Source organism: Nitratireductor sp. PBL-C9, assembly GCF_050877045.1.
Classification (GTDB): domain Bacteria; phylum Pseudomonadota; class Alphaproteobacteria; order Rhizobiales; family Rhizobiaceae; genus Nitratireductor; species Nitratireductor aquimarinus.
Genome location: NZ_JBPAXW010000010.1, coordinates 146,396 through 168,065, shown reverse-complemented (window position 1 = coordinate 168,065; position 21,670 = coordinate 146,396). Strand labels below are relative to the sequence as shown.

Sequence of the window (21,670 nt, the reverse complement as noted above, 5' to 3'; positions counted from 1 at the left end):
ACTTTTCCTGGAATTGCTCTAGTGGCGGAAGTGGCGCATGCCGGTCATGACCATGGCAATGCCATGCTCGTCGGCGGCGGCGATGACTTCGTCGTCGCGCATGGAGCCGCCCGGCTGGATGACGGCGGTGGCGCCGGCCTCAACGGCGGACAGAAGTCCGTCGGCGAAGGGGAAGAAGGCGTCTGAAGCGACGACCGATCCCTTGGTCAGCGGCTCTGCATTTCCGGCAGCTTCGGCTGCATCTTCCGCCTTGCGGGCGGCGATGCGGGCGGAATCGACACGGCTCATCTGGCCGGCGCCAACACCCACGGTCGCGCCGTCGCGGACATAGACGATGGCGTTCGACTTGACGTGCTTGGCGATGCGGAAGGCGACGATGAGGTCGGCCATTTCCTTCTCGCTCGGTGCGCGCTTGGTCACGACCTTGAGGTCGAGATCATCGACCACGCCATTGTCGCGCGACTGGACCAGAACGCCGCCGGCCACGGTCTTGACGGAGAGGCCGGGTGCGCGCGGGTCGGCGAGGCCGCCGGTGACGAGCAGGCGCAGGTTCTTCTTGGCGGCGACGATGGCGCGCGCCTCTTCGGTGGCGTCGGGCGCGATGATGACCTCGGTGAAGATCTTGACGATCTCGGTGGCCGCTTCCGCGTCGAGCGGGCGGTTGAGCGCCACGATGCCGCCGAATGCGGAGACGGGGTCGCAGGCGAGCGCCTTCTCATAGGCTTCGCGCAGCGTCGCGCCCTCGGCCACGCCACACGGATTGGCATGCTTGATGATGGCGACGGCGGCGGAGCGCTCCGGCGAGAACTCGGAGACGAGTTCGAAGGCGGCGTCCGTGTCGTTGATGTTGTTGTAGGAAAGCTGCTTGCCCTGAAGCTGGGTCGCGGTGGCGACGCCGGGGCGGCTTTCGCCGGTGACGTAGAAGCCTGCCTTCTGGTGCGGATTCTCGCCGTAGCGCATCACTTCCTTGAGCTTGCCGCCGACAGCGCGGAAATCCGGTGCGTCGACCTCGAGCGTTTCAGCAAACCAGCCGGAGATGGCCGCATCATAGGCTGCGGTGCGGGCAAAGGCCTTGGCGGCCAGTTCCTGACGCAGGCGATAGGGCAGTGCGCCGTCGTTTTCGGCCAGGGCCTCGAGGATGCGGGCATAGTCTGCCGGCTCCGTGACCACGGCCACATAGGCGTGGTTCTTGGCTGCCGCGCGCAGCATGGCCGGGCCGCCGATGTCGATGTTCTCGACCGTGGTTGCATAATCGCCACCGCCGAAACGCACCTCTTCGAACGGATAGAGATTGATGACCAGAAGGTCGATGGGCGCGATGTCGTGCTCTTTCATCGCGCTCGCATGGTCCGCATCGTCACGAATGCCGAGCAGGCCGCCATGAACGCCCGGATGCAGCGTCTTCACGCGCCCGTCCATGATCTCGGGAAAGCCGGTCAGCTCCGAAACGTCGCGCACGGCGATGCCTTCGCCGGCGAGTGTTTTGGACGTGCCGCCGGTGGAGACGATCTCGACATTGCGGCCCGAAAGCGCGCGGGCGAAATCGACGATGCCGCTCTTGTCGGAAACCGACAGGAGCGCACGGCGGACGGGAACGAGATCGGGTGCGGGAATGTTCTTTGCTGCAACGGACATGCGAGGCGGCTCCGGCTTTGGGAAAGGATGCTGGGGACGTACCGGCAGGCGGCATGCAAATCAAGCGTGGCGCGGGTTGCGGGGCGCTTTTGCCACTGAAACGGGTTGCATTGTCGGGGCAAAACGGCATTGCTGCGCGTCATGATGGATAAACCCGCTGTTCTTTACGCCTGCGAGCCGGATTTACCGGTGTCCGAGTTTGCCCAGGTGCTGCGCGAGTCCGGTCTGGATGCGATCCGCCCGGTGGATGACGAGGGGCGGCTTCAGCGCATGATTGCGGGCGCTGGTCTGGTGATGACGGCGCGGCGCAATGTGGAGGGAAAGCCGCTGGTGGGCGTGGCCCGCTCGGTGACGGACTTTTCGTGGTGCGCCTATCTTTCCGACCTTGCGGTTTCTGCGAAGGCGCAGGGGCTTGGCATCGGCCAGGGGCTGATCGATGCGACCCGCCGCGAACTCGGCCCGGAGGTGAGCCTGATGCTGGCTTCCGTGCCGGATGCGGTGGGCTTCTACGAGCGCATCGGCATGAACCGGATCAGCGATGCGTTCTGGCACGGTCGGGAGCGCTAGACCGCTGGCCGCAGAAATGATTCTCCTGCCCTGAAGCCGGGCATGGACGCTGGACGGGGTGGCGCTCGACCCGCGCCTTTGGCTGTGGCAAAAAGAAACGCGCTGCCGTTTTGCCAAAGGCAAGCATGACGGCCTGTTCGTGAGAAGTGACGCGGAACCGCAAATTATGCGGCATAAACTCTAAAAACTGTATATTTTGCATATTGCAATTCATTTTGCGATAAAATATATGGTATTGAGTTTGTTTCTCAGGATCAGGGCCTGACATGGATCAGATCGACCGTAAAATCGTGACTCTTCTCGCCGAAGACGCCCGGCGCTCGCTTGCCGATATTGGCGGCGTGGTGGGGCTTTCCGCATCGGCGGTCAATGAGCGCATCCGCCGGCTGACGGCGAGCGGCGTGATCCGGCGATTCACGGTGGACGCCGATCCTGACGCGCTTGGCTGCCCGGTTCTGGTCTTCATCTGGGTGTCGCTGGTTCAGAACGTCAATGAAGAGGCCTTCCGGATCTTTGCCTCCGCGCACAAGGCGGTGGAGGAATGCCACCATGTGACGGGGCCGTGGTCCTATCTCATCAAGGCGCGGGTGCCGGAGCTGGCCGATGTGGAGAGCGTGCTGGACGACATGAAGAAGCATGGCTATCTGGCGCGCAGCGAGTCTGTCGTCGCACTGTCGACCGTGGAGCCCGGCTCCTTCGCACCGGTCGAGAAGCCCTGACATGGACGCGCTGCTGTTCGGCAAAAGCCTGCTGCTCGGGCTGGCCGTGGCAGCGCCCCTTGGACCGATTGGCGCCCTGTGCGTGAACAGGACGCTGGAGCATGGCCTGTGGGCCGGTGTTGCCGGCGGGCTGGGCACGGCGCTGGCCGATGCCGTCTATGCCGCGCTGGCGGCCATCGGGTTTGCGGCCTTCGCGGCCGCGCTGGCGGTCGTGGATGTGCCGCTCAAGCTTGTCGGCGGGGCGTTTCTCGCCTGGCTGGGCTGGAAGAGCCTGTCGCCTGCGCCCGTTCGGGCTGCGGCGGAGGCGCGGGCGAGCGATCTCGCCGGAACGGCTGCCGCGACCTTTTTCCTGACGATCACCAATCCGATGACCATTCTGGCCTTTGCGGCGATGTTTGCCGGGCTCGGGCTGGCGGATTCTCCGCATCCCGCCGATGCGCTGGTGGTGGTTGTGGGCGTGTTCCTCGGTTCGCTGCTCTGGTGGTTCATTCTGAGCGGCGGGGTGGCGCTGGCGCGCACGCGGCTGCCGGACAGCCTGTCACGCTGGGTGTCGCGCATCTCCGGCGTGATCCTTCTGGCGTTCGCCGCTTTCGCAATCGGGTCGGTGGCGCTCGCCTATCTCTGACCGGCGGGGCCGGGTTTCCATTCGCTTGGCGTCGTGCCGGTGATGCGCCGGAATTCACGATTGAAATTGGACTTGGTGTTGAAGCCGCTTGAGAGCATGGCGTCGGTGACATTCGCGCCATCCTCCAGCGCGCGGCAGGCATGATGAATGCGGTGCGCGTTGATGTAGCGCGAGACGTTTTCGCCACTCACCAGATTGATGGCCGCAGAGAGCTGCTTGACCGGCACGTGAAGCCGTCGGGCGAGCCGGGCAAGCGTGAGTGCGGGATCGAGATAGAGCGTTTCGGACTGAAGCAGCGCGTCAAGCCGCTGGACGAGATGGGCGTCTTCTTCGCTTGGATGCGGGGGCTCGGCCATGGTTTCCGGCTCTGGCTCGCCGGTGGCGCTGGGCGACACGCTCAACAGGCCGATGGCGAGCAGGGCGGCTGACGAGAAGACGCTGATGATGAGCGGCGGCAGCCAGCTCTGGCCGGTCATGACGGCGAGCGCAATGAGCGCGTCGCTGAACGCGGACAGGATGAGAGCGAGGCCGATGCCGCCCCAGAGCCGGGCCGGCAGGCGACCGGCCTCAAGCCGCGCCAGAGGCAGGTCGTCGCCGCTGCGGCGCAGCTTCACCAGAATGGCGACCCCGTAAAGAACGAAGACGCCCGGCACCACAACGTCCAGCGTGCCGGGCGCAAAGATGACGCAGAAGGCGGCGAAGGCCGGCGCCGTCAGATGCACGAGATCGCGCGGCAGCGAGAATGGCCGGAACGAGGCCGTCTGGAATGCCAGCCATGTGAGCGGCGGCACGAAGGTGGCGGTGACGGGCTGAAGGGGCAGGAGTGCGTCTATGCCGTAATGCTGGCGCAGCGAAACGATGAGGCTCTGCAGTGCGCAGGCCGCAAGAAGCGCCATCAGGAATGGCGGGCGCTCGCCGGAAATGGCGATCCGGATGAGGAGCGCACCGAGCACGAGTGCGACGATCATCGGAATGGGAAGAACCAGCATGGTCGGTGTCTGCATGTTTCCTGCAAGGGCTTGGGTTGTGGCATCGCCACCGGCCGGTGGCAATATCCGCCGAAGCATCGGATCAAAAAGTGGTCTCCGGGTTTCCGTTGCTCCGGTGCTTGTTCAGTAGGGTGAAACGCCTTCTGTGCGTTCGAATTCGGTACGCGGTGTTTCCACTGCGTTGACGTTGTGCGTGGTTCGACAAGCTCACCATGAGGGAAGTGGTGCTTTGCAAAGAGCTTCCGTTGAGGGGGGCACAACCAATGCCATCCCTCATGGTGAGCTTGTCGAACCACGCACGGCATCCAGAACCCATGGTGCGAAATTCGGTTTGGCGCGACCTGAAACCGGTTCAAGGACGCGGATTGCCGGTGGCCCGGGCAGATTGACGTCATCCAGATGAAAGGATGACGGATATGAAAAAACTGCTTTCTGCTTTTCTCATTGGCATGGGTCTGACGGGCGCGGCAATGGCCCAGCCATTTGCCGGCTATGATCGACTGACCGTGAAGGCGGATCACCGCCCGTCGGTTCTGGCGGCCTCGGTATGGTATCCGGCGGGCACGCCGACCTATCGCGGGCTGGTGGGCGACAATGCGGTGTTTCAGGGCACGTCCGCCTATGTGGGTGCGGGGGTGGCGGAAGGGCGGTTTCCGCTGTTCGTGCTGTCGCATGGCTCGGGCGGCAATATGGACGCCATCTCGTGGCTTTCCTCAGCGCTTGCCCTGCGCGGCGCGATGGTGCTGGCGGTGAACCACCCGGGCAGCACGTCGGGCGATTCCTCGCCACGCCGCTCGGTGCGGCTCGATGAGCGGGCGGCCGATCTGAGCGCCGCGCTGGATGCGCTGTTTGATGAGCCGGCTTTTGCTGATCACGTGGACCGGTCCCGCATCGCATCGCTGGGTTTTTCGCTGGGCGGGGCGACGGCGCTGAACCTTGCCGGGGTGCGCTTCGATCCTGATGGGTTTGCCGACTATTGCGCCTGGATCGGTGATGGTGGTCAGGACTGCGTGTTCTTCTCCAAAGGCGGTGTCGATCTGAATGCCTTGCCGGATGGCTTTGGCGCGGAACTGCGCGATGAGCGCATCGGGCAGGCCATCGCGATCGATCCGGGCATGACCTATGCGGCGACGCCTGAGAGCATTGCGGGGACCGACATGCCGGTGCTGCTCATCAATCTTGGTGAGGCGCATCTGTTCAAGGCTGCGGATGTGGGGCCGGACGGGAGCGATCTTGCCGGAAAGCTGCCCTCTGCCGTGTTGAAGACGATTGCGCCGGCGCATCACTTCACCTTCCTTGCGGAGTGCAAGCCGGAAGGGGCGGCAATGCTGGCCGAGGAGAAGGACGACCCGGTGTGTGACGACCCGGAAGGCGCGGACCGGGCGGCGGTTCACGAGGCGATTGTCGAGGAGATCGCGGCGTTTGCCGGGCTTTGATCCGGCCTGATCATGTGCGGTTTTTGAGCAGGGCGTGACACTTGGCTGCATTGGCGTCGTGCGTGGTTCGCCCTTCGGCAAGCTCAGGAGGCTCACCATGAGGGGCGGGGACGCTGTGGATCGGGTCGACAATCTTTGAGGCGGGTTTGCCAGACACCACCACCCTCATGGTGAGCCTGTCGAACCACGAACCACGCCCAATCTGGGCTGCTCTAGCTGTTGCCGTTGATCGCGTGTGTCTTGCGCAGTTGCCAGCGGATTTCCGGGTTCTCGGAAGCCGTGGTGTAGAGCACGATCTGGCGGCTCTTGCGGGGGCCGCCAAGGCCGGCGAAGAAGATCGATTCCTCGACCACGGGAACGATGTTCTCGACCGTGAAGAGCCAGGTGTCGGTCGCCTCGCCGGCGAGGATGTGGCGGCCTTCGGGATCGCGGTAGATGTCGATGTCGGGGTGGATGTGGAAGCGCACGGCCACGGCATCGTTTCCGACAGCCGTGGACGGCGAGCCGTCCGGGCGCATGACGCGGTCGACGCCTTCGAGAAATGCGCCGTCTTCGGAAAGGGAGAGGGCGCGCTCATGCAGGAGGCCGAAGCGCGAGACATAGCCATTGTGGCTGGCGGTGAAGCGATGGACGCCATTGGCGTCGTCGCGCTGGCATTCGACCTTGCGCGGGCCGCCGATGAGCGGCGTGCCGATCAGCTCGCTCCAGCGCGAGGAGAGGCTGAAGCGGGCCTGCGACGTGTCGTTGAGCGTGATGGTGGAATGGGCCGCCGTGGTGCGGGCAAGCGGGCGGTAGCTGTCATCGCCGTAGTTGTCGATGCCGCTGTTGACCACGAACTGATGCCGGCCCGACGACATCTCGAAGGAGAGGCAGCCCGCATGGGCGAAATGGGAGAGGTCTGCCGGTGGCGGAGCGGCCGTGTCGGCGATGACCGTGGTGGCGCCGAGCGCCAGCCGCTCATAGCCCGAATGGGGTGCATGCAGGAGCGGCGCGCCGCCGGTGTCGTCATAGCGCAGGATGGCGGCGACGCTGTCGTGCTGGGTGATGCCCATGCCGTTGAAACGGGCGAGCGAGCCGTCACGGTGGCGAAAGAAGCGCAGCGCCGGCAGCATGCGCTCCACGGCGTCGATGAGCGCCTGCGGCGGCTGCTCGGCCTGATTGGTGTAGGTTTGCCGGAGCGGCAACAGGTCGGTCAGAAGCTCCATGATGGCGCGCGGATTGCGCGATACATGGCCGCCATCGGCAAGGATCTGGCGTTCGAGCTCCTGGGCGAGATTGCGGCTGGCCGTCTTGACTGCGGCGGCGGGGGCCGGCAGCGAAAGGGCGCAGAAGGCGAGCGCGATGCGGGCGCGCAGCCGGTCTTCGCCATCGGGCATCTCGCGGGTGTTGGTGCGCAGATAGCGCATCTGCACGGCCAGCATTTTCAGGAACTGGCGATAGAAGGGCAGCTCCGCCCCCTGCAGCACCACCGAGGAATGCTGCAGCCAGGCGATGAGACGCTTGGCCGTGGTGCCGGGCTCCCATGGCGTGCCGGAGATGCGTTTGCCATAGAGCGTCATCCACTCTTCAACCAGCGCGCGGGCATTGGCAGAGGCGAGGTCGCTCTGGGCGGCGCGCATGTGGCGCAGCCAGCGGAAGCTGTGCAGGGCCTCCTGCCAGGGGCGGTCGGTGACGGGAACGCGGAACGGCGACTGGCCGCGTGTTTCGACCAGCTGGCCGGCGAGCAGGAACTGGCCGTGATAGATGTCGCGCGCCACCTGCGGGTCTGCGATGCGCAGATCAGGCGGGGCGATCAGCACCCGCTCGGGCGTGCGGCCGGAATAGCGCCAGCGATAGGTTGGGCCCGCGCGCAAGCGGCGGCGCAGGCGCGCCCACGCCTGCCGCGCAACAAGGCCCCACAGCTCGTGGGGGGAATGTCCTCGTGCTTGATCCAACGACCGAGTTTTCTTTCTGTGACCCCAAATCAGGCGAGAGTCTAAATGATTCAAAGATTTGTGCGAAGTTGAAATATATCAGGACGCACAGATGGCAGGGCCGGCTCAGCGCTGGCGAATGAGGCGTGCAGCGAAGAAGCCGTCGAGCCCCCGCGCCAGCGGATCCTCGCCGAGCGTGTCGGCGGGCGTGGTGCGCAGGAAGCCTTCGGGCGTGACGAAGGCGGCGATGCCGGGCACGTCGTCAGGCTGGATGGGATCGAGCGCCACGTCCGGCGTTTCGGCCAGGAAGGCTTCAAGCATGTCCTCGCCTTCGGCCCGGTCGAGCGAGCAGTTGGAAAACACGATCCGCCCGCCGGGTTTCACCAGCGTGACGGCATGGTCGAGCAGGGCGCGCTGCAGGGCGGCGAGCTTCTCGATGTCTTCAGGCGACTTGGTCCACGGCACATCCGGGTGGCGGCGCACCGTGCCGGTGGACGAGCAGGGGGCGTCGATGAGGATGGCGTCGAAGGGCGTGTCCGGCTGGAACTTGCGGATGTCGGACTCGACGATCTCAGCGTCGAGGCGAAGCCGCGTCAGGTTCTCGGCAAGCCGCTTCAGGCGGCTCTTCGACAGGTCGACGGCGGTGACATTTGCGCCGGTATGGATGAGCTGCGCGGTCTTGCCGCCGGGGGCGGCGCAGAGATCCGCCACGCGCGCGCCGGCAATGTCGCCGAGCAGCTTTGCGGGCAGGCTTGCAGCCGTGTCCTGCACCCACCACGCGCCCTCCTCGAAGCCCGGAAGCGTGTCGACGCCGGCCTCGAGCCGGGCAATCCGCACGGTGCCCGTGGGCAGAACGATGCCGCCCAGCGCCTCGGCCCAGCGCTGCGGGGCTTCCTTGACGGTGAAGTCTACCGGCGGCTCGACGCGATGCATGGCGAGAATGGCGGCGGTGGTCTCCGCGCCATAGGCCGCTTCCAGCCGCCCGGCAAACCAGTCCGGCGCTTCACGCGTCTGGTCGAGGGCGGCGGGCAGTGCGCGCGCCTTCACGCGGATCAGATTGCGCAGCACGCCGTTGACGAGACCGGCAAAGCGGGCAAGGCGCGGGTCGCTCTTCGCCTGGGTGACGGCGAGGTCGACGGCAGCGCTGTCGGGAACGTCGAGAAACAGGATCTGTGCTGCCGCCACATGCAGCGCGTGAGAGAGCGCGCGGGCATTGGCCGGCAGGGGGCGCTCCAGACGGCGCGCGAGCAGGGCCTCGATGGTGCTGCGATGGCGCAGGGCGCTCATCAGGATGGCGCGCACCAGCGACCGGTCGCGTGCATCGAGCGCGCGGAAATTGGGCTGGCCATGGGCCGGGTCGGTAAGACCGTCGAGCGAGGCATGGGCATCCACGACGGCGGCGAGCAGCTTTGTCGCCACGCGGCGCGTTTCAAGGCCGGGCTTGTCTGGCTCTTGGTTTGTCGGGCGGTTCTGACCGGCCGGCTTCTTCCCGGCCGTGCGGCGTGCGTTCGGGCGGCTCACGACCAGGGGCCTTTCGATCCATCGGCGTCACGGCCCCATTTCTGCTGGGGCTTTGGGGCGGGCTTTGGTCGCTGAGGCGGTTCGTCTGGCCGTGCGTCCGGTCTCGCCCCCGGTCTTGCCCCCCACGGGCCGTGGTTCGCATCCGCTTCGGGTGCGGGATCGCGCTGTGGGGCGGAAGGCCGGGCCTGCCGCCCGCCGCCACGGGGTTCCTCCGCCATGGCGTAGAGGGCCGCGATGCGGTTGTCCGTGTCGGGGTGGGTGGAGAACAGATTGTCCATGCGCTCGCCCGACAGCGGGTTGATGATGAACATGTGTGCGGTGGCGGGATTGCGCTCGGCGTCCTGATTGACCACCTGTTTGGCGCGCCGGGCGATCTTGTCGAGCGCGGAGGCGAGCCACAGCGGATTGCCGCAGATCTCCGCGCCGCGCCGGTCGGCCGAATATTCGCGGGTGCGGCTGATGGCCATCTGCACCATCATGGCGGCGAGCGGAGCGACGATCATTGCAACGAGCACGCCAATGAAGCCGAGCGGATTGTTGTTGTCGCGGTTGCCGCCGAAGAAGAAGGCGAAATTGCCGAGCATGGAGATCGCGCCGGCCAGCGTCGCGGTGATCGTCATGGTCAGCGTGTCGCGGTTCTGCACATGGGCGAGCTCGTGCGCCATCACGCCGGCGACCTCTTCATAGCTCAGCCGGTCGAGCAGGCCGGTGGTGGCTGCGACGGCGGCATTCTGCGGGTTGCGGCCGGTGGCAAACGCGTTGGGCTGGTCGTTCTTGATCAGGTAGACGCGCGGCATGGGAAGGCCGGCGCGGGCCGCCAGATCGCGCACGATGGCGTAATATTCCGGGGCGTTGCGCTCGTCCACTTCGACGGCGTGGTGCATTTTGAGCACCATCTTGTCGGAACTCCAGTAGCTGAACAGATTCATGCCGGCGGCAAACAGGAAGGCGATCATCATGCCGCCACTGCCCCCGATCAGATAGCCCACGCCCATGAAAAGGGCCGTCATGAAGGCCAAGAGCATCGCGGTGCGTATCGTGTTCATTGTTGTCCAAGCTCCAGAAACAGGCCGCGCCGGGCATTTTCGACCGCGCGACCAATCGCTTATATGATGGGGAACGCGCTTCGTGTATTCAATAATCCGGTTTTCGAGAGGAAGTTGCGGTGAAAGACGAAACGGACCGAAAAGAAGATGCGTCGGCAAAGGTTCTCTCGCCGGCAGCCGAGCGTGCGCTGGCGGAAGCCGAGGCGCGACGGAAGGACATCGAGGCTGCTGCGGCAGAGGCTCCGAAGGAGCTGGGCGGGCGCGGCGGCCATGACCCGGCGCGCTACGGCGACTGGGAAGTGAAGGGCATCGCCACCGATTTCTGACAGGGTTGCCCGGATCTCAATGAAGGAATATATTCCTTCCATGATCCGGTCTCGCCTGAAATGCATGGTCATTGTCTTGCTTGCGCTCTTCTGGAGCGGGCAGACGGCTGCGCTTGCCGGGCGCAGAGATGCGATACCGGGCCCCGTGCGGGCGAGCGTTCTGCGCGTTGTTGACGGCGACACTTTCATCGCCGAGGCGCATATATGGCCGGGGCAGCGCATCACGGTGAGTGTGCGCATTCGCGGCGTCGACGCGCCGGAGCTTCGCAGCCGATGCACCGCCGAGAAGGCGGCGGCCCGCGATGCGCGCGCTGCGCTTGAAGCGCTTCTGGATGGCGGAACGGTGTGGATCAGCGCCATCAGCGGCGGCAAATATTACGGGCGGGTTCTGGCCGATGTCGCGACGGAGCCGGGTGGCGATGTGGCCGCGCGGCTGCTCGATGCGCAGCTGGTGGCTGCCTATGGCGGTGGCCGGCGGGTTTCGTTTGTCTGCTGATGGGGCGGGTTTTGAAGCGTCGGCGCTCGCCCCTCATCCTCACCTTCTCCCCGTGCACGGGGAGAAGGGGGCGTTTAAGCCTGCGTCTTCTTCCTGGGTCGTTGTGCGTTCATGTGGAGGCACAAAGGACCTGATTCAAACTTGGAGTTTAAGGCCGATTCGGGTTCGACGCTCGAGCATGGCGTCCTTCTCCCCGCTGGCGGGGAGAAGGTCCCGGCAGGGGGATGAGGGGCGAGCGCCTTCCTTTCAGACAGGGAACCCATACCCAAAAAACAAAAGGCCGCTCCCGAAGGAACGGCCCCGTGTTTTCGAATTCGCACGCGGTCATGGTCAGGCTGCCGGAGCAGGCCGTCCGCGTTTCATGCGCTTCAGCGGGAAGTCTGCTCCCCGTGAAGGCAATCCATCGAGACCACGTTTGAACGGAAATCACTCGACATTGGATCACCCCCTTTCGGTTCGTTGACGATAAACACAATGTGGAGATGGATGTCGTCTCATGCAAGGGGCAAAGAAAACGCCGCGCATTCGGATGAATGCGCGGCGTTCTGCCCAAGGTCCGTTTGTATGCGCCCGGGAGCCGCTTCCGGCTCCGGGCAGGGCGTCAGCCCTTCTTGTTCTGACGGTTGTCGATCAGATCGTCGACCACGGCCGGATCGGCGAGCGTCGAGGTGTCGCCCAGCGCGCCGTAATCGTCCTCGGCGATCTTGCGCAGGATGCGGCGCATGATCTTGCCCGAGCGGGTCTTCGGCAGGCCCGGCGAGAACTGGATCTTGTCCGGCGAGGCGATCGGGCCGATCTCGCTGCGTACATGCGCAACCAGCTCTTTCTTGAGCTCCTCGGAACCCTCTTCGCCGGCCATCAGCGTGATGTAGCAGTAGATGCCCTGACCCTTCACATCGTGCGGGTAACCGACGACGGCGGCTTCCGACACCTTGTCATGGCTGACCAGCGCGGACTCGACCTCGGCCGTTCCCATGCGGTGGCCGGACACGTTGATCACGTCATCGACGCGACCGGTGATCCAGTAAAAGCCGTCCTCGTCGCGGCGGCAGCCGTCACCCGTGAAATACTTGCCCTTGTAGGTGGAGAAGTAGGTCTGGATGAAGCGCTCATGATCGCCATAGACCGAGCGCATCTGGCCAGGCCAGGAATCCGTGATGCACAGATTGCCGCTGGTCGCGCCTTCGAGCACCTTGCCCTCGCCATCGACGAGCTGCGGCTGCACGCCGAAGAAGGGGCGGGTGGCCGAGCCGGGCTTGAGATCCGTTGCGCCGGGCAGCGGCGTGATGAGAATGCCGCCGGTCTCCGTCTGCCACCAGGTGTCGACGATGGGCGACTTCTTCTCGCCGACCACGTTGTAATACCACTCCCATGCTTCCGGATTGATCGGCTCGCCGACCGAACCGAGAATGCGCAGGGAGCTGCGCGAGGTGCGGGTGACAAAGTCGTCGCCGGCGCCCATCAGCGCGCGGATGGCGGTGGGGGCGGTGTAGAAGATGTTGACGTTGTGCTTGTCGACCACCTGCCAGAAGCGGGATGCGTCCGGATAGTTCGGCACGCCTTCGAACATCAGCGTGACGGCGCCGTTGGCCAGTGGACCGTAGACGATGTAGCTGTGGCCCGTGACCCAGCCCACATCGGCCGTGCACCAGTAGACGTCGCCCTCGTGATAGTCGAACACATATTCATGCGTCATCGAGGCGTAGACGAGATAGCCGCCCGTGGTGTGCAGAACGCCCTTCGGCTTGCCGGTGGAGCCGGAGGTGTAGAGGATGAACAGCGGATCTTCGGCGTTCATCTTCTCCGGTTCGCACACCGGCTCCGCCTTCGCGGTTTCCTCGTGGTACCAGAGGTCGCGGCCCTCGAACCAGTTGATCTTGCCGGCGGTGCGCTGCACGACCAGCACGTGACGCACCTTCGCTCCGGCTGCTTCGGCAAGCGCGATGGCCTTGTCGGTGTTTTCCTTCAGCGGAACCTTGCGGCCGCCGCGCAGGCCCTCATCGGCGGTGATGACGAAATCGGACTTGCAGTCCTCGATGCGGCCGGCGAGCGAATCGGGCGAGAAGCCGCCGAACACCACCGAGTGAACCGCGCCGATGCGCGTGCAGGCGAGCATCGCATAGGCCGCTTCCGGGATCATCGGCATGTAGATGGTGACGCGGTCACCCTTCTTGACGCCGTTCGACTTCATCACATTGGCGAGCCGGCAGACCCTGTCGTGCAGCTCGCGATAGGTGATCTTCCTGTCGTCGTAGGGGTTGTCGCCTTCCCAGATGATGGCGGTCTGGTCGCCGCGCTTCTCCAGATGGCGGTCGATGCAGTTGTAGGAGACGTTGGTGACGCCGTCCTCGAACCACTTGATCGACACGTCGCCCTCGAACGAGGTGTTCTTCACCTTGGTGTAAGGCGTGAACCAGTCGATGCGCTTGCCGTGCTTTTCCCAGAACTTCTCCGGGTCCTTGATGCTGTTCTCATACCATTCAAGATACGTCTCATTGTCGATGAGCGCGTTTTCCTTCCACGCTGGCTGGACGCGGTGAACATGCACTTCGGACATTTTTCCTCCTCCGGGTAGGCACTTGCTGGGACTGGAATCGCGTCATGCGACGCGGAGGCTCCTGGCTCGCGCGCATTATTACCATTCTGCCTGTTGCTACAACATTAGACATTTGGCGGCACGGGTGCGGCGGCGAAAGAACGCATGGTCCAGACCGTTAGCACCGATTCCGAAAGGCTGCTAACAATATGTAATAACACGATAAATTTACGTCTGCGTGAGCGCTTTCAACTGGACGGCCGCTTCTTTTCGCCCGACACTTTTTTGATCCGGAACCTGATTCGGAAAGGCAGCACATGCAGCAAACGGGCGAAATGGAGCTGATGCTCCGGGGCTATGGGCTGACGACGGCGGAATTTCTCTACCACCTGCCGGACCACCCGACGATATTGCAGAGTTTCATCTGGCAACACTACGACACCGCGCCGGACTTTCCCGCGCTCTACCGGTTCATCGACTTCTGGAACGAGACCCTCGACGGGCCGCTTCACTCGGTGACCTACACGCACAGGAAGCTGATTTCGCCGAGCGAATGGCGCAGCCTGGCGGGAGAGCTGGTTCTGCACTGAGGCGTAAGGCCCATGGCTGAGGTGCCGGGTCTGAAGGAACTACGCCTTTTTGATGATCTTTTCACCCACCTCCCGTGGGGCGTAAATTTGTGATCCGCAAAGATAACGCGGGGGGAAACGCGCAGGGCGCGAACAGTGTCGCGGCCTGCGCAGATTGGGCGCAGATTGGGCGCAGATTGGGCGCAGATTGGGCGCAGATTGGGCAAAGACATGAAAACACTTGCAAGAATCTGCTGGGTGACGGCGGCTCTTTACGCCGTGCTCGGAATGAGTTTCGGCATCTACATGGCGGCGTCCGGGGATCACACCCTGTCGCCGGCCCATGGGCACCTCAACCTGGTGGGCTGGGCGAGCATCGCGCTTTACGGAACGTTCTACACGCTCGTGCCGACGGCGGCCGAAAGCCGGCTGGCCGGGGTGCAGGTGATCCTCGCTGAAGTGGGCGTGATCATCATGGTGCCGGGCATTGCGATGGCGATCATGAATGCCGGCGAAGGCCTCGCCAAGGCGGGCGCGACCCTCGTTCTGCTTTCCGCGCTTCTGTTCCTGATAATCGTGGCGCGCTCGACGGGCCGTGCGACCTCCGGCGGGTGATGGGCGGAAGGCGCAGGTCTAGAGCGTTCCCGCTTTTCCTGGAATTGCGAGAACGTTCCAGTTCACTGTTCTTGCGCAATTCCGGACGGAAAACCGGTTCCCACTTTTCCTGGAATTGCTTTAGCGTGCGCCGAAGATCGCCGATCCCACGCGCACGCTGGTCGCGCCGAAGGCAACGGCCTTCTCGTAATCGCCGGACATGCCCATGGAGCATTTTTCGACGCCGGCTTCGGCCGCGAGCTTCCTGAGCAGCGCGAAATGCGGGCCGGGGTGTTCGTCAAAGGGCGGAATGCACATGAGGCCTTCGATGGCGAGGCCGTATTCCTCGCGGCAATGTTTGACGAAGGTGACGGTCTGGCGCGGATCGATGCCGGCCTTCTGTTCTTCAAGCCCCGTATTGACCTGGACATAAAGACGCGGGGCTTTGCCCTGCTTCTTGATCTCGGCGGCAAGTGCGCGGGCGATCTTCTCGCGGTCGACGCTCTCGATCACATCGAACAGGGCGACGGCGTCGGCAGCCTTGTTGGACTGGAGCGGGCCGATCAGGCGAAGCTCGATGTCGGGGAAGGCTTCCTTCAGCGCGGGCCATTTGCCCTGGGCTTCCTGAACACGGTTTTCGCCGAAAACGCGCTGGCCGGCTTCGATGACCGGACGCACCTGATCGGCCTCGAAAGTCTTGGAAACGGCGACCAGTGTGACCGCGCCCGGAGCGCGGTCTGCGGCCTTTTCGGCGGCGGCGATCTTCGCTTTGACGTCCTGCAGATTTTCGACGGCGTGGCTCATCCTGTCGCTGATCCCTCTTTCAAAAAGGCCTCTTGGAGTTGACGGTTCGCCGAAACCATGGTGAAGGTCCGCCAACATAATTTCCGCTCTTATCTTGTGAAAATCCGGCCATGGCAACCGAACGTTATAACCCCCGCGTAGCAGAACCCCGCTGGCAGAAGGCCTGGGACGAGGCCAAGCTGTTCGAGGCCAGCAATGATGACGGGCGTCCGAAATACTACGTGCTCGAGATGTTTCCCTATCCCTCGGGCCGCATTCACATCGGTCATACCCGCAACTACACGATGGGCGACGTGGTTGCGCGCTACAAGCGCGCCAAGGGCTACAACGTTCTGCACCCGATGGGCTGGGACGCCTTCGGCATGCCGGCGGAAAACGCCGCGATGCAGAACAAGGTGCACCCCAAGGAGTGGACCTATCAGAACATCGCGGTGATGCGCGATCAGCTCAAGACCTTCGGCCTGTCGCTGGACTGGAGCCGTGAGTTCGCCACCTGCGACGTGGATTACTACCACCGCCAGCAGATGCTGTTCGTCGACTTCTTCGAAAAGGGCCTGGTGACGCGCAAGACCTCCAAGGTCAACTGGGACCCGGTGGATCAGACCGTGCTCGCCAATGAGCAGGTGATCGACGGTCGCGGCTGGCGTTCGGGCGCGGAAGTCGAGCAGCGCGAGCTGGCGCAGTGGTTCTTCAAGATCACCGATTACGCGCAGGATCTGGTCGACGCCATCGACGATCTGGACCAGTGGCCGGAGAAGGTGCGCCTGATGCAGCGCAACTGGATCGGCCGTTCCGAGGGCATGCTGGTCCGCTGGGCGCTGACGGAAGAGAGCGCGCCCGGGGGCACGAACGAGCTGGAGGTCTACACGACCCGGCCCGACACGCTGTTTGGCGCATCCTTCATGGCGATTGCCGCCGATCACCCGCTTGCAAAGACGCTTTCCGCCGACAATGCCGAGCTCGCCGCATTCTGCGAAGAGTGCCGCCGCATGGGCACTTCGGCAGCGGCGCTGGAAACGGCCGAGAAGAAGGGCTTCGACACGGGCGTGCGCGTGCGTCATCCCTTCGATCCGGAATGGACGCTGCCGGTTTATGTCGCCAATTTCGTGCTGATGGACTACGGCACGGGCGCGATCTTCGGCTGTCCTTCGGGCGACCAGCGCGATTTGGACTTCGCCAACAAATACGGCCTGCCGGTGACGCCGGTGGTGATGCCGGAGGGCGCGGATGCCGCGACCTTCCAGATCACCGAGGAAGCCTTCACCGACGACGGCGTGATGATCAATTCGCGCTTCCTCGACGGCATGAAGCCGAAGGCGGCGTTCGAGGAAGTGGCCAACCGCCTCTCCTCCGAGACGATCAATGGCCGCCCGGTGGGCGAGCGCAAGGTGAACTTCCGCCTGCGCGACTGGGGCGTTTCGCGTCAGCGCTACTGGGGCTGCCCGATCCCGATGATCCACTGCGACGATTGCGGTGTGGTGCCGGTGCCGAAGGCCGACATGCCGGTCAAGCTGCCCGACGACATCGAGTTCGACCGTCCCGGCAACCCGCTTGACCGTCACCCGACCTGGAAGCATGTCAAATGCCCGAAATGCGGCTCGGACGCGCGGCGCGAGACGGATACGATGGACACGTTCGTCGATTCGTCCTGGTACTTCGCGCGCTTCACTGCGCCGTGGGAGAATGATCCGACCAACCCGGAAGCGGCCAATGAATGGCTGCCGGTCGATCAGTATATCGGCGGCATCGAGCACGCGATCCTGCATCTGCTCTATTCGCGCTTCTTCACCCGCGCCATGCGCGACACCGGTCATCTGAGCCTGGCGGAGCCCTTCAAGGGCCTGTTCACGCAGGGCATGGTGGTGCACGAGACCTACCGCGCCGCCGATGGCCGCTGGCTGGCTCCCAACGAGATCGAATTCTCCGGTTCGGGCGATGCGCGTTCGGCTGTCGAGATCTCGACCGGCGAGCCGGCGACGATCGGCGCGCTGGAAAAGATGTCGAAGTCCAAGAAGAACACGGTGAGCCCCGAGGACATCATCGAGTCCTTCGGCGCGGACACGGCGCGCTGGTTCATGCTGTCGGATTCGCCGCCCGAGCGCGACGTGGAATGGACCGACGACGGCGCGACGGGCGCACACCGCTTCGTGCAGCGCGTCTGGCGTCTGGTCTGCGAAACGGCGGAGCATGTGCGCGGCGTGACGCCGAAGGCGGCGACCGACGGCCCGGTGCTTGCTGCTTCCAAGGCAGCGCACAAGGCGCTCAAGGCCGTGGGCGAGGACATCGAGAAGCTGGCCTTCAACCGCGCCATCGCGCGTGTCCACCAGCTCGTCAACGATCTGCAGGAGCCGCTTTCCGCGCTTGACGCCGGTGCCGACGAGGCCGCGAAGGCCGCAGCGCGCGAGGCTGTCGACATCCTGATCCATCTGGTTGCCCCCTTCATGCCGCACCTGGCCGAAGAGTGCTGGGCGCAGATCGGTGGCGAAGGCATGGTTGCCGCGAGCGCCTGGCCGGAATTCGATCCGGCGCTGGTCGTGGACAATGAAATCGTTCTGCCCGTGCAGATCAACGGCAAGAAGCGCGGTGATTTGACAATTGCGCGCGACGCAGATCAATCTGCGGTCGAAGATGCGGTGCTCAAACTCGATTTCGTCCAGAAGGTGCTGAACGGTTCGCAGCCGCGCAAGGTGATTGTCGTTCCGCAGCGCATCGTCAACATCGTTGCCTGATGCTGCGGAACCCGGATTTATGCTGTTTGGAAAACAGGGGGAAACCTTGAACCCGACGTTTCGTGTTTCGCTTCTGGCCGGCCTGGCTTTGTCTTTAGCCGTGGCGTCTGGCTGCACGGTGCGCCCCCTTATGGCGACGCCGGACGTAACGTCGAGCGGCGTTGCCTCATCACCTGCGATGTCGTCCATCGCCATCGCGCCGGTGGACACGCGCTATGGGCAGCAGGTCCGCAACCATCTGATTTTCCTGCTTAACGGCGGATCCGGTCAGCCGGCCAGTGCGCGCTACGCGCTTGATCTCAAGATCACGCGTTCGAGCTCCGCAGCGGCCCGCGTTCAGGTGCGCACCGACAACGAGCCCACCGCCAGCCTTCTCACCATGACCGCCGTCTACAAGCTGACCGATGGCGAGACCGGAAAGGTTGTCGCAACCGGAAAGCGTGAGATTTCTTCCGCCTATGACGTGCCGCGTCAGGAGTTTGCGGCGCTGCGCGCTGCGCGCAATGCCGAGGACCGTGCGGCCCGCGAACTGGCCGAGCAGCTGCGTCTGGCGCTCGGGCAGGACCTGGCGCGCGCCGGGGCCGGATCGTAAACGCGACCCGGCGGCATGTTCGCGGTATCGTTGCAACCACGGAGCCCATTCTTGCGTTCGTGTCATTGCGTCGTCACAGTATTCGGTGAAACAGCCTGCGAGGCGTGATCTCTGAATGTTGCCCAGTTTCCGTAAGAGATCCTCTTCGGGTAAGACGAAGGAGCGGGATGACGGTCATGACAGGAACCGAGATGCTTCAGGGAGCGCTTCGTCCATGGCTCTGCACACGACGCTGACGTCTGTGGCCGCGGTTCTGGGGAACCGCGTTCTGGGCCGTGATGTTCACGCGCCCGAAGACCCGCATGTGGTCGATCAGCTGATCGCCGAGCGCACCACCCATCTTTCGCAGAACATGCTGTGGCCGCTGGCGCAGCCATTCCTCTACCGCTTCCTGCACTACCGCCAGGCGGTGGTGATGGCTGACGAAGTGGCGGAACTCTCCGGCTGGGAGTCTTTCGATTACATCAGCAGGCTCCTGTCGCTGGAGATTTCGGCGAGCGGGATGGAGAACATCCCCGCAAAGGGCGGTTTCATTCTCGCGCCGAATCACCCGACCGGCATCGCTGACGGCATCGCCGTCTACGATCTGATGAAGGGCGTGCGGCCGGATCTCGCAATCTTCGCCAACCGGGATGCGCTGCGGGTCAACACGCGGTTCCGCGATCTCATCATTCCGGTGGAATGGCGCGCGGGCGAAAAATCCCACGCCAAGAGCCGCGACACGCTGGAGATGACGGCCAAGGCCTTCACCGGCGGCAAGGCCATCGTTCTGTTCCCGTCCGGGCGCATTGCCTACTGGAACAGGGACAAGCTCACCGAGCGCCCGTGGCAGCCTTCAGTCGTTGCGCTGGCGCGCCGCTATCAGGTGCCCGTCGTGCCGATGAACATGACGGCGCGCAATTCGGGCCTGTTCTATCTTCTGTCGCGCTATTCCACCGAACTGCGCGACATGACGCTGTTCCATGAGCTTCTGAACAAGAAGGGCCGGGCGATCAACATGGTGATCGGCAAGCCGATCATGCCGGATGCGCTGGGTGAGGGGGAGCCGGCAGATATGGCCGCGCGCCTTCAGGAGCACACGGTGCACCGGCTGCGCGAAGATCCGCACGCGACCTTTGAAGGTTAGTGGCCGAAGGTTGGCGAGACGCATGCCGAGGGGCGTGCTGAACATTGTGACAGCCCCCTTCTCCCCGTGAACGGGGTGAAGGTCCCGGCAGGGGGATGAGGGGCGTGCGACGTTAGAGCGGTTCACCGTTTCACGGAAACGTCGCTCCGCTCAATTTATCGGTTTTTCCGCATTTGTGCGGACGTCAGGTGAGATCACCTGACTGCAAAATGCTCCAGAAAACAGTTTTCGGAGAGGAAGGGCGCGCCTGCTGCTGGCGCTGACGCTCGCCCCTCATCCTCACCTTCTCCCCGCGGGCGGGGAGAAGGGGGCGCCTGTGTCGGTACAAGACTTGCACCGGGGGGGGTACTTTAGGTTCCATCTACTGCCGCGCTATTCCACTGAACTGCGCGACATGACGCTGTTCCATGAGCTTCTGAACAAGAAGGGCCGGATGCGCTGGGTGAGGGGGAGCCGGCGGATATGGCCGCGCGCCTTCAGGAGCACACCGTGCACCGGCTTCGCGAAGACCCGCACGCGACCTTTGAAGGTTAGCGGCCACGGTTGGCGAGACGCATGCCGAGGGGCGTGCTGAACATCGTGACAGCCCCCTTCTCCCCGTGAACGGGGAGAAGGTCCCGGCAGGGGGATGAGGGGCGTGCGATGGTAGAAATCCGTTTTCGGGGAAGAAGGGCGCGCACGCTGTTGTTGCTGGCGCTCGCCCCTCATCCTCACCTTCTCCCCGCGGGCGGGGAGAAGGGGCTTCGATGCCGGTGATTTTCCTGCACCGATGTTTTGAGCGTGAGAAGCCTCAGCCGATCTTCTGGCCGGTCTTCGCCCAGTCGGCGAGGAAGGCTTCGAGGCCCTTGTCGGTGAGCGGGTGCTTGACCAGCGCCTTGAGAACGGACGGCGGCACGGTTGCCACGTCGGAGCCGATCAGGGCGGCCTGCTTCACGTGGTTCACGGTGCGGATCGATGCAGCGAGGATCTCGGTGTTGAAGCCGTAATTGTCGTAGATCGTGCGGATCTCGGCGATCAGGTCCATGCCATCGATGCCCATGTCGTCGAGACGGCCGATGAAGGGCGAGATGAAGGTTGCGCCGGCCTTGGCGGCGAGCAGCGCCTGGTTTGCCGAGAAGCAGAGCGTGACATTGACGAGGCGGCCCGAAGAGGTGATCGCCTTACAGGCCTTGAGGCCGTCCATGGTGAGCGGCACCTTGATGCAGATATTGTCTGCGATCCTGGAGAGGATTTCGGCCTCTTTCATCATGCCTTCGAAATCCGTCGCGGTGACTTCGGCGGAAACCGGGCCATCGACGATGTCGCAGATTTCCTTGGTCACTTCCATGATGTCGCGGCCCGACTTCATGATCAGCGACGGGTTGGTGGTGACGCCGTCGAGCAGACCCGTTTCGCTCAACTCACGGATTTCGTTTACGTCGGCGGTGTCGACGAAGAACTTCATGGC

Annotated in this window: 19 protein-coding genes; 11 read left to right on the top strand and 8 right to left on the bottom strand. The window is 64.0% G+C overall.

Translation table 11 applies throughout. The annotated features are described in order from the left end of the window. Window positions 1-18: 18 nt before the first annotated feature. A complete protein-coding gene (gene purH, locus ACRTG1_RS20460; RefSeq protein ID WP_206995341.1) occupies window positions 19-1,635 on the bottom strand; it encodes a bifunctional phosphoribosylaminoimidazolecarboxamide formyltransferase/IMP cyclohydrolase in 1,617 nt (538 codons plus the stop codon). Between the two features lie 141 nt (window positions 1,636-1,776). Here purH and ACRTG1_RS20455 point away from each other — a divergent pair, with 141 nt between their 5' ends. The 3 genes from ACRTG1_RS20455 (at window position 1,777) to ACRTG1_RS20445 (ending at window position 3,546) form a co-directional block, all read left to right on the top strand. After that, the gene (locus ACRTG1_RS20455) at window positions 1,777-2,202 is read left to right on the top strand and encodes a GNAT family N-acetyltransferase (protein ID WP_206995339.1); all 426 of its coding nucleotides are present in this window, start codon (window positions 1,777-1,779) and stop codon (window positions 2,200-2,202) included. Window positions 2,203-2,468: 266 nt separating this feature from the next. After that, on the top strand, window positions 2,469-2,921 hold the full coding sequence (locus tag ACRTG1_RS20450) for an Lrp/AsnC family transcriptional regulator (protein WP_206548000.1): 453 nt from the start codon (window positions 2,469-2,471) through the stop codon (window positions 2,919-2,921). A 1-nt stretch (window position 2,922) separates the two neighbouring features. Beyond that, window positions 2,923-3,546, top strand: coding sequence for a LysE family translocator (locus ACRTG1_RS20445; RefSeq protein ID WP_206553231.1), 624 nt, complete (start codon window positions 2,923-2,925; stop codon window positions 3,544-3,546). On the opposite strand, the gene ACRTG1_RS20440 is transcribed toward ACRTG1_RS20445, so the two are convergent. Next, window positions 3,537-4,550, bottom strand: a complete 1,014-nt coding sequence (locus ACRTG1_RS20440) for a helix-turn-helix domain-containing protein (RefSeq protein ID WP_432517021.1) — start codon at window positions 4,548-4,550, stop codon at window positions 3,537-3,539. The two genes, ACRTG1_RS20445 and ACRTG1_RS20440, sit on opposite strands and share 10 nt — an antisense overlap. 401 nt (window positions 4,551-4,951) lie before the next feature. On the opposite strand from ACRTG1_RS20440, the gene ACRTG1_RS20435 reads away from it, so the two are divergent. Continuing rightward, a complete protein-coding gene (locus tag ACRTG1_RS20435; RefSeq protein ID WP_432517019.1) occupies window positions 4,952-5,971 on the top strand; it encodes an alpha/beta hydrolase family protein in 1,020 nt (339 codons plus the stop codon). A gap of 212 nt (window positions 5,972-6,183) precedes the next feature. On the opposite strand, the gene ACRTG1_RS20430 is transcribed toward ACRTG1_RS20435, so the two are convergent. From ACRTG1_RS20430 to htpX, 3 genes are all read right to left on the bottom strand, one after another. Beyond that, window positions 6,184-7,905 carry a heparinase II/III family protein gene (locus ACRTG1_RS20430; RefSeq protein ID WP_432517018.1) on the bottom strand — a complete coding sequence of 574 codons (1,722 nt, stop codon included), beginning with the start codon at window positions 7,903-7,905 and terminating at the stop codon, window positions 6,184-6,186. Window positions 7,906-8,010: 105 nt separating this feature from the next. Beyond that, a complete protein-coding gene (locus tag ACRTG1_RS20425) occupies window positions 8,011-9,411 on the bottom strand; it encodes an RsmB/NOP family class I SAM-dependent RNA methyltransferase (RefSeq protein WP_432517065.1) in 1,401 nt (466 codons plus the stop codon). Beyond that, the gene (gene htpX, locus ACRTG1_RS20420; RefSeq protein ID WP_432517017.1) at window positions 9,402-10,451 is read right to left on the bottom strand and encodes a zinc metalloprotease HtpX; all 1,050 of its coding nucleotides are present in this window, start codon (window positions 10,449-10,451) and stop codon (window positions 9,402-9,404) included. Before htpX ends, ACRTG1_RS20425 begins: the two co-directional genes overlap by 10 nt. A gap of 119 nt (window positions 10,452-10,570) precedes the next feature. Here htpX and ACRTG1_RS20415 point away from each other — a divergent pair, with 119 nt between their 5' ends. Then, window positions 10,571-10,777: a DUF1674 domain-containing protein gene (locus ACRTG1_RS20415; protein WP_432517015.1), complete on the top strand. Its 207-nt coding sequence runs from the start codon at window positions 10,571-10,573 to the stop codon at window positions 10,775-10,777. Between the two features lie 40 nt (window positions 10,778-10,817). Continuing rightward, window positions 10,818-11,273, top strand: a complete 456-nt coding sequence (locus ACRTG1_RS20410; RefSeq protein ID WP_432517013.1) for a thermonuclease family protein — start codon at window positions 10,818-10,820, stop codon at window positions 11,271-11,273. Window positions 11,274-11,874: 601 nt separating this feature from the next. Here the strand turns inward: ACRTG1_RS20410 and acs are convergent. Further along, window positions 11,875-13,830, bottom strand: a complete 1,956-nt coding sequence (gene acs / locus ACRTG1_RS20405; RefSeq protein WP_113153442.1) for an acetate--CoA ligase — start codon at window positions 13,828-13,830, stop codon at window positions 11,875-11,877. Between the two features lie 296 nt (window positions 13,831-14,126). Between acs and ACRTG1_RS20400 the strand changes: the two genes are divergently transcribed. After that, window positions 14,127-14,399: an usg protein gene (locus ACRTG1_RS20400; RefSeq protein WP_113153441.1), complete on the top strand. Its 273-nt coding sequence runs from the start codon at window positions 14,127-14,129 to the stop codon at window positions 14,397-14,399. Between the two features lie 210 nt (window positions 14,400-14,609). Next, window positions 14,610-14,993 (top strand): hypothetical protein, encoded by a 384-nt coding sequence (locus tag ACRTG1_RS20395; protein ID WP_113153440.1) that lies wholly within the window; start codon window positions 14,610-14,612, stop codon window positions 14,991-14,993. A gap of 120 nt (window positions 14,994-15,113) precedes the next feature. Here the strand turns inward: ACRTG1_RS20395 and ACRTG1_RS20390 are convergent, their stop codons facing one another. Next, window positions 15,114-15,776, bottom strand: coding sequence for a YggS family pyridoxal phosphate-dependent enzyme (locus ACRTG1_RS20390; RefSeq protein WP_206545699.1), 663 nt, complete (start codon window positions 15,774-15,776; stop codon window positions 15,114-15,116). A gap of 110 nt (window positions 15,777-15,886) precedes the next feature. Between ACRTG1_RS20390 and leuS the strand changes: the two genes are divergently transcribed. The 3 genes from leuS (at window position 15,887) to ACRTG1_RS20375 (ending at window position 20,223) form a co-directional block, all read left to right on the top strand. Further along, on the top strand, window positions 15,887-18,505 hold the full coding sequence (gene leuS, locus ACRTG1_RS20385; RefSeq protein WP_432517011.1) for a leucine--tRNA ligase: 2,619 nt from the start codon (window positions 15,887-15,889) through the stop codon (window positions 18,503-18,505). A gap of 46 nt (window positions 18,506-18,551) precedes the next feature. Beyond that, on the top strand, window positions 18,552-19,097 hold the full coding sequence (lptE, locus tag ACRTG1_RS20380) for an LPS assembly lipoprotein LptE (protein ID WP_432517009.1): 546 nt from the start codon (window positions 18,552-18,554) through the stop codon (window positions 19,095-19,097). 214 nt (window positions 19,098-19,311) lie between these two features. After that, window positions 19,312-20,223 carry a 1-acyl-sn-glycerol-3-phosphate acyltransferase gene (locus ACRTG1_RS20375; protein ID WP_206547992.1) on the top strand — a complete coding sequence of 304 codons (912 nt, stop codon included), beginning with the start codon at window positions 19,312-19,314 and terminating at the stop codon, window positions 20,221-20,223. 790 nt (window positions 20,224-21,013) lie between these two features. Here the strand turns inward: ACRTG1_RS20375 and fsa are convergent. After that, window positions 21,014-21,667, bottom strand: a complete 654-nt coding sequence (gene fsa / locus ACRTG1_RS20370) for a fructose-6-phosphate aldolase (RefSeq protein ID WP_206545703.1) — start codon at window positions 21,665-21,667, stop codon at window positions 21,014-21,016. Between the last annotated feature and the right edge of the window lie 3 nt (window positions 21,668-21,670).

Coding starts and splice junctions, on each gene's coding strand:
- purH (WP_206995341.1), bottom strand. CDS start 1,635: ATGTCCGTTGCAGCAAAGAACATTCCCGCACCCGATCTCGTTCCCGTC.
- ACRTG1_RS20455 (WP_206995339.1), top strand. CDS start 1,777: ATGATGGATAAACCCGCTGTTCTTTACGCCTGCGAGCCGGATTTACCG.
- ACRTG1_RS20450 (WP_206548000.1), top strand. CDS start 2,469: ATGGATCAGATCGACCGTAAAATCGTGACTCTTCTCGCCGAAGACGCC.
- ACRTG1_RS20445 (WP_206553231.1), top strand. CDS start 2,923: ATGGACGCGCTGCTGTTCGGCAAAAGCCTGCTGCTCGGGCTGGCCGTG.
- ACRTG1_RS20440 (WP_432517021.1), bottom strand. CDS start 4,550: ATGCAGACACCGACCATGCTGGTTCTTCCCATTCCGATGATCGTCGCA.
- ACRTG1_RS20435 (WP_432517019.1), top strand. CDS start 4,952: ATGAAAAAACTGCTTTCTGCTTTTCTCATTGGCATGGGTCTGACGGGC.
- htpX (WP_432517017.1), bottom strand. CDS start 10,451: ATGAACACGATACGCACCGCGATGCTCTTGGCCTTCATGACGGCCCTT.
- ACRTG1_RS20410 (WP_432517013.1), top strand. CDS start 10,818: ATGATCCGGTCTCGCCTGAAATGCATGGTCATTGTCTTGCTTGCGCTC.
- acs (WP_113153442.1), bottom strand. CDS start 13,830: ATGTCCGAAGTGCATGTTCACCGCGTCCAGCCAGCGTGGAAGGAAAAC.
- ACRTG1_RS20400 (WP_113153441.1), top strand. CDS start 14,127: ATGCAGCAAACGGGCGAAATGGAGCTGATGCTCCGGGGCTATGGGCTG.
- ACRTG1_RS20395 (WP_113153440.1), top strand. CDS start 14,610: ATGAAAACACTTGCAAGAATCTGCTGGGTGACGGCGGCTCTTTACGCC.
- ACRTG1_RS20390 (WP_206545699.1), bottom strand. CDS start 15,776: ATGAGCCACGCCGTCGAAAATCTGCAGGACGTCAAAGCGAAGATCGCC.
- leuS (WP_432517011.1), top strand. CDS start 15,887: ATGGCAACCGAACGTTATAACCCCCGCGTAGCAGAACCCCGCTGGCAG.
- ACRTG1_RS20375 (WP_206547992.1), top strand. CDS start 19,312: ATGGCTCTGCACACGACGCTGACGTCTGTGGCCGCGGTTCTGGGGAAC.
- fsa (WP_206545703.1), bottom strand. CDS start 21,667: ATGAAGTTCTTCGTCGACACCGCCGACGTAAACGAAATCCGTGAGTTG.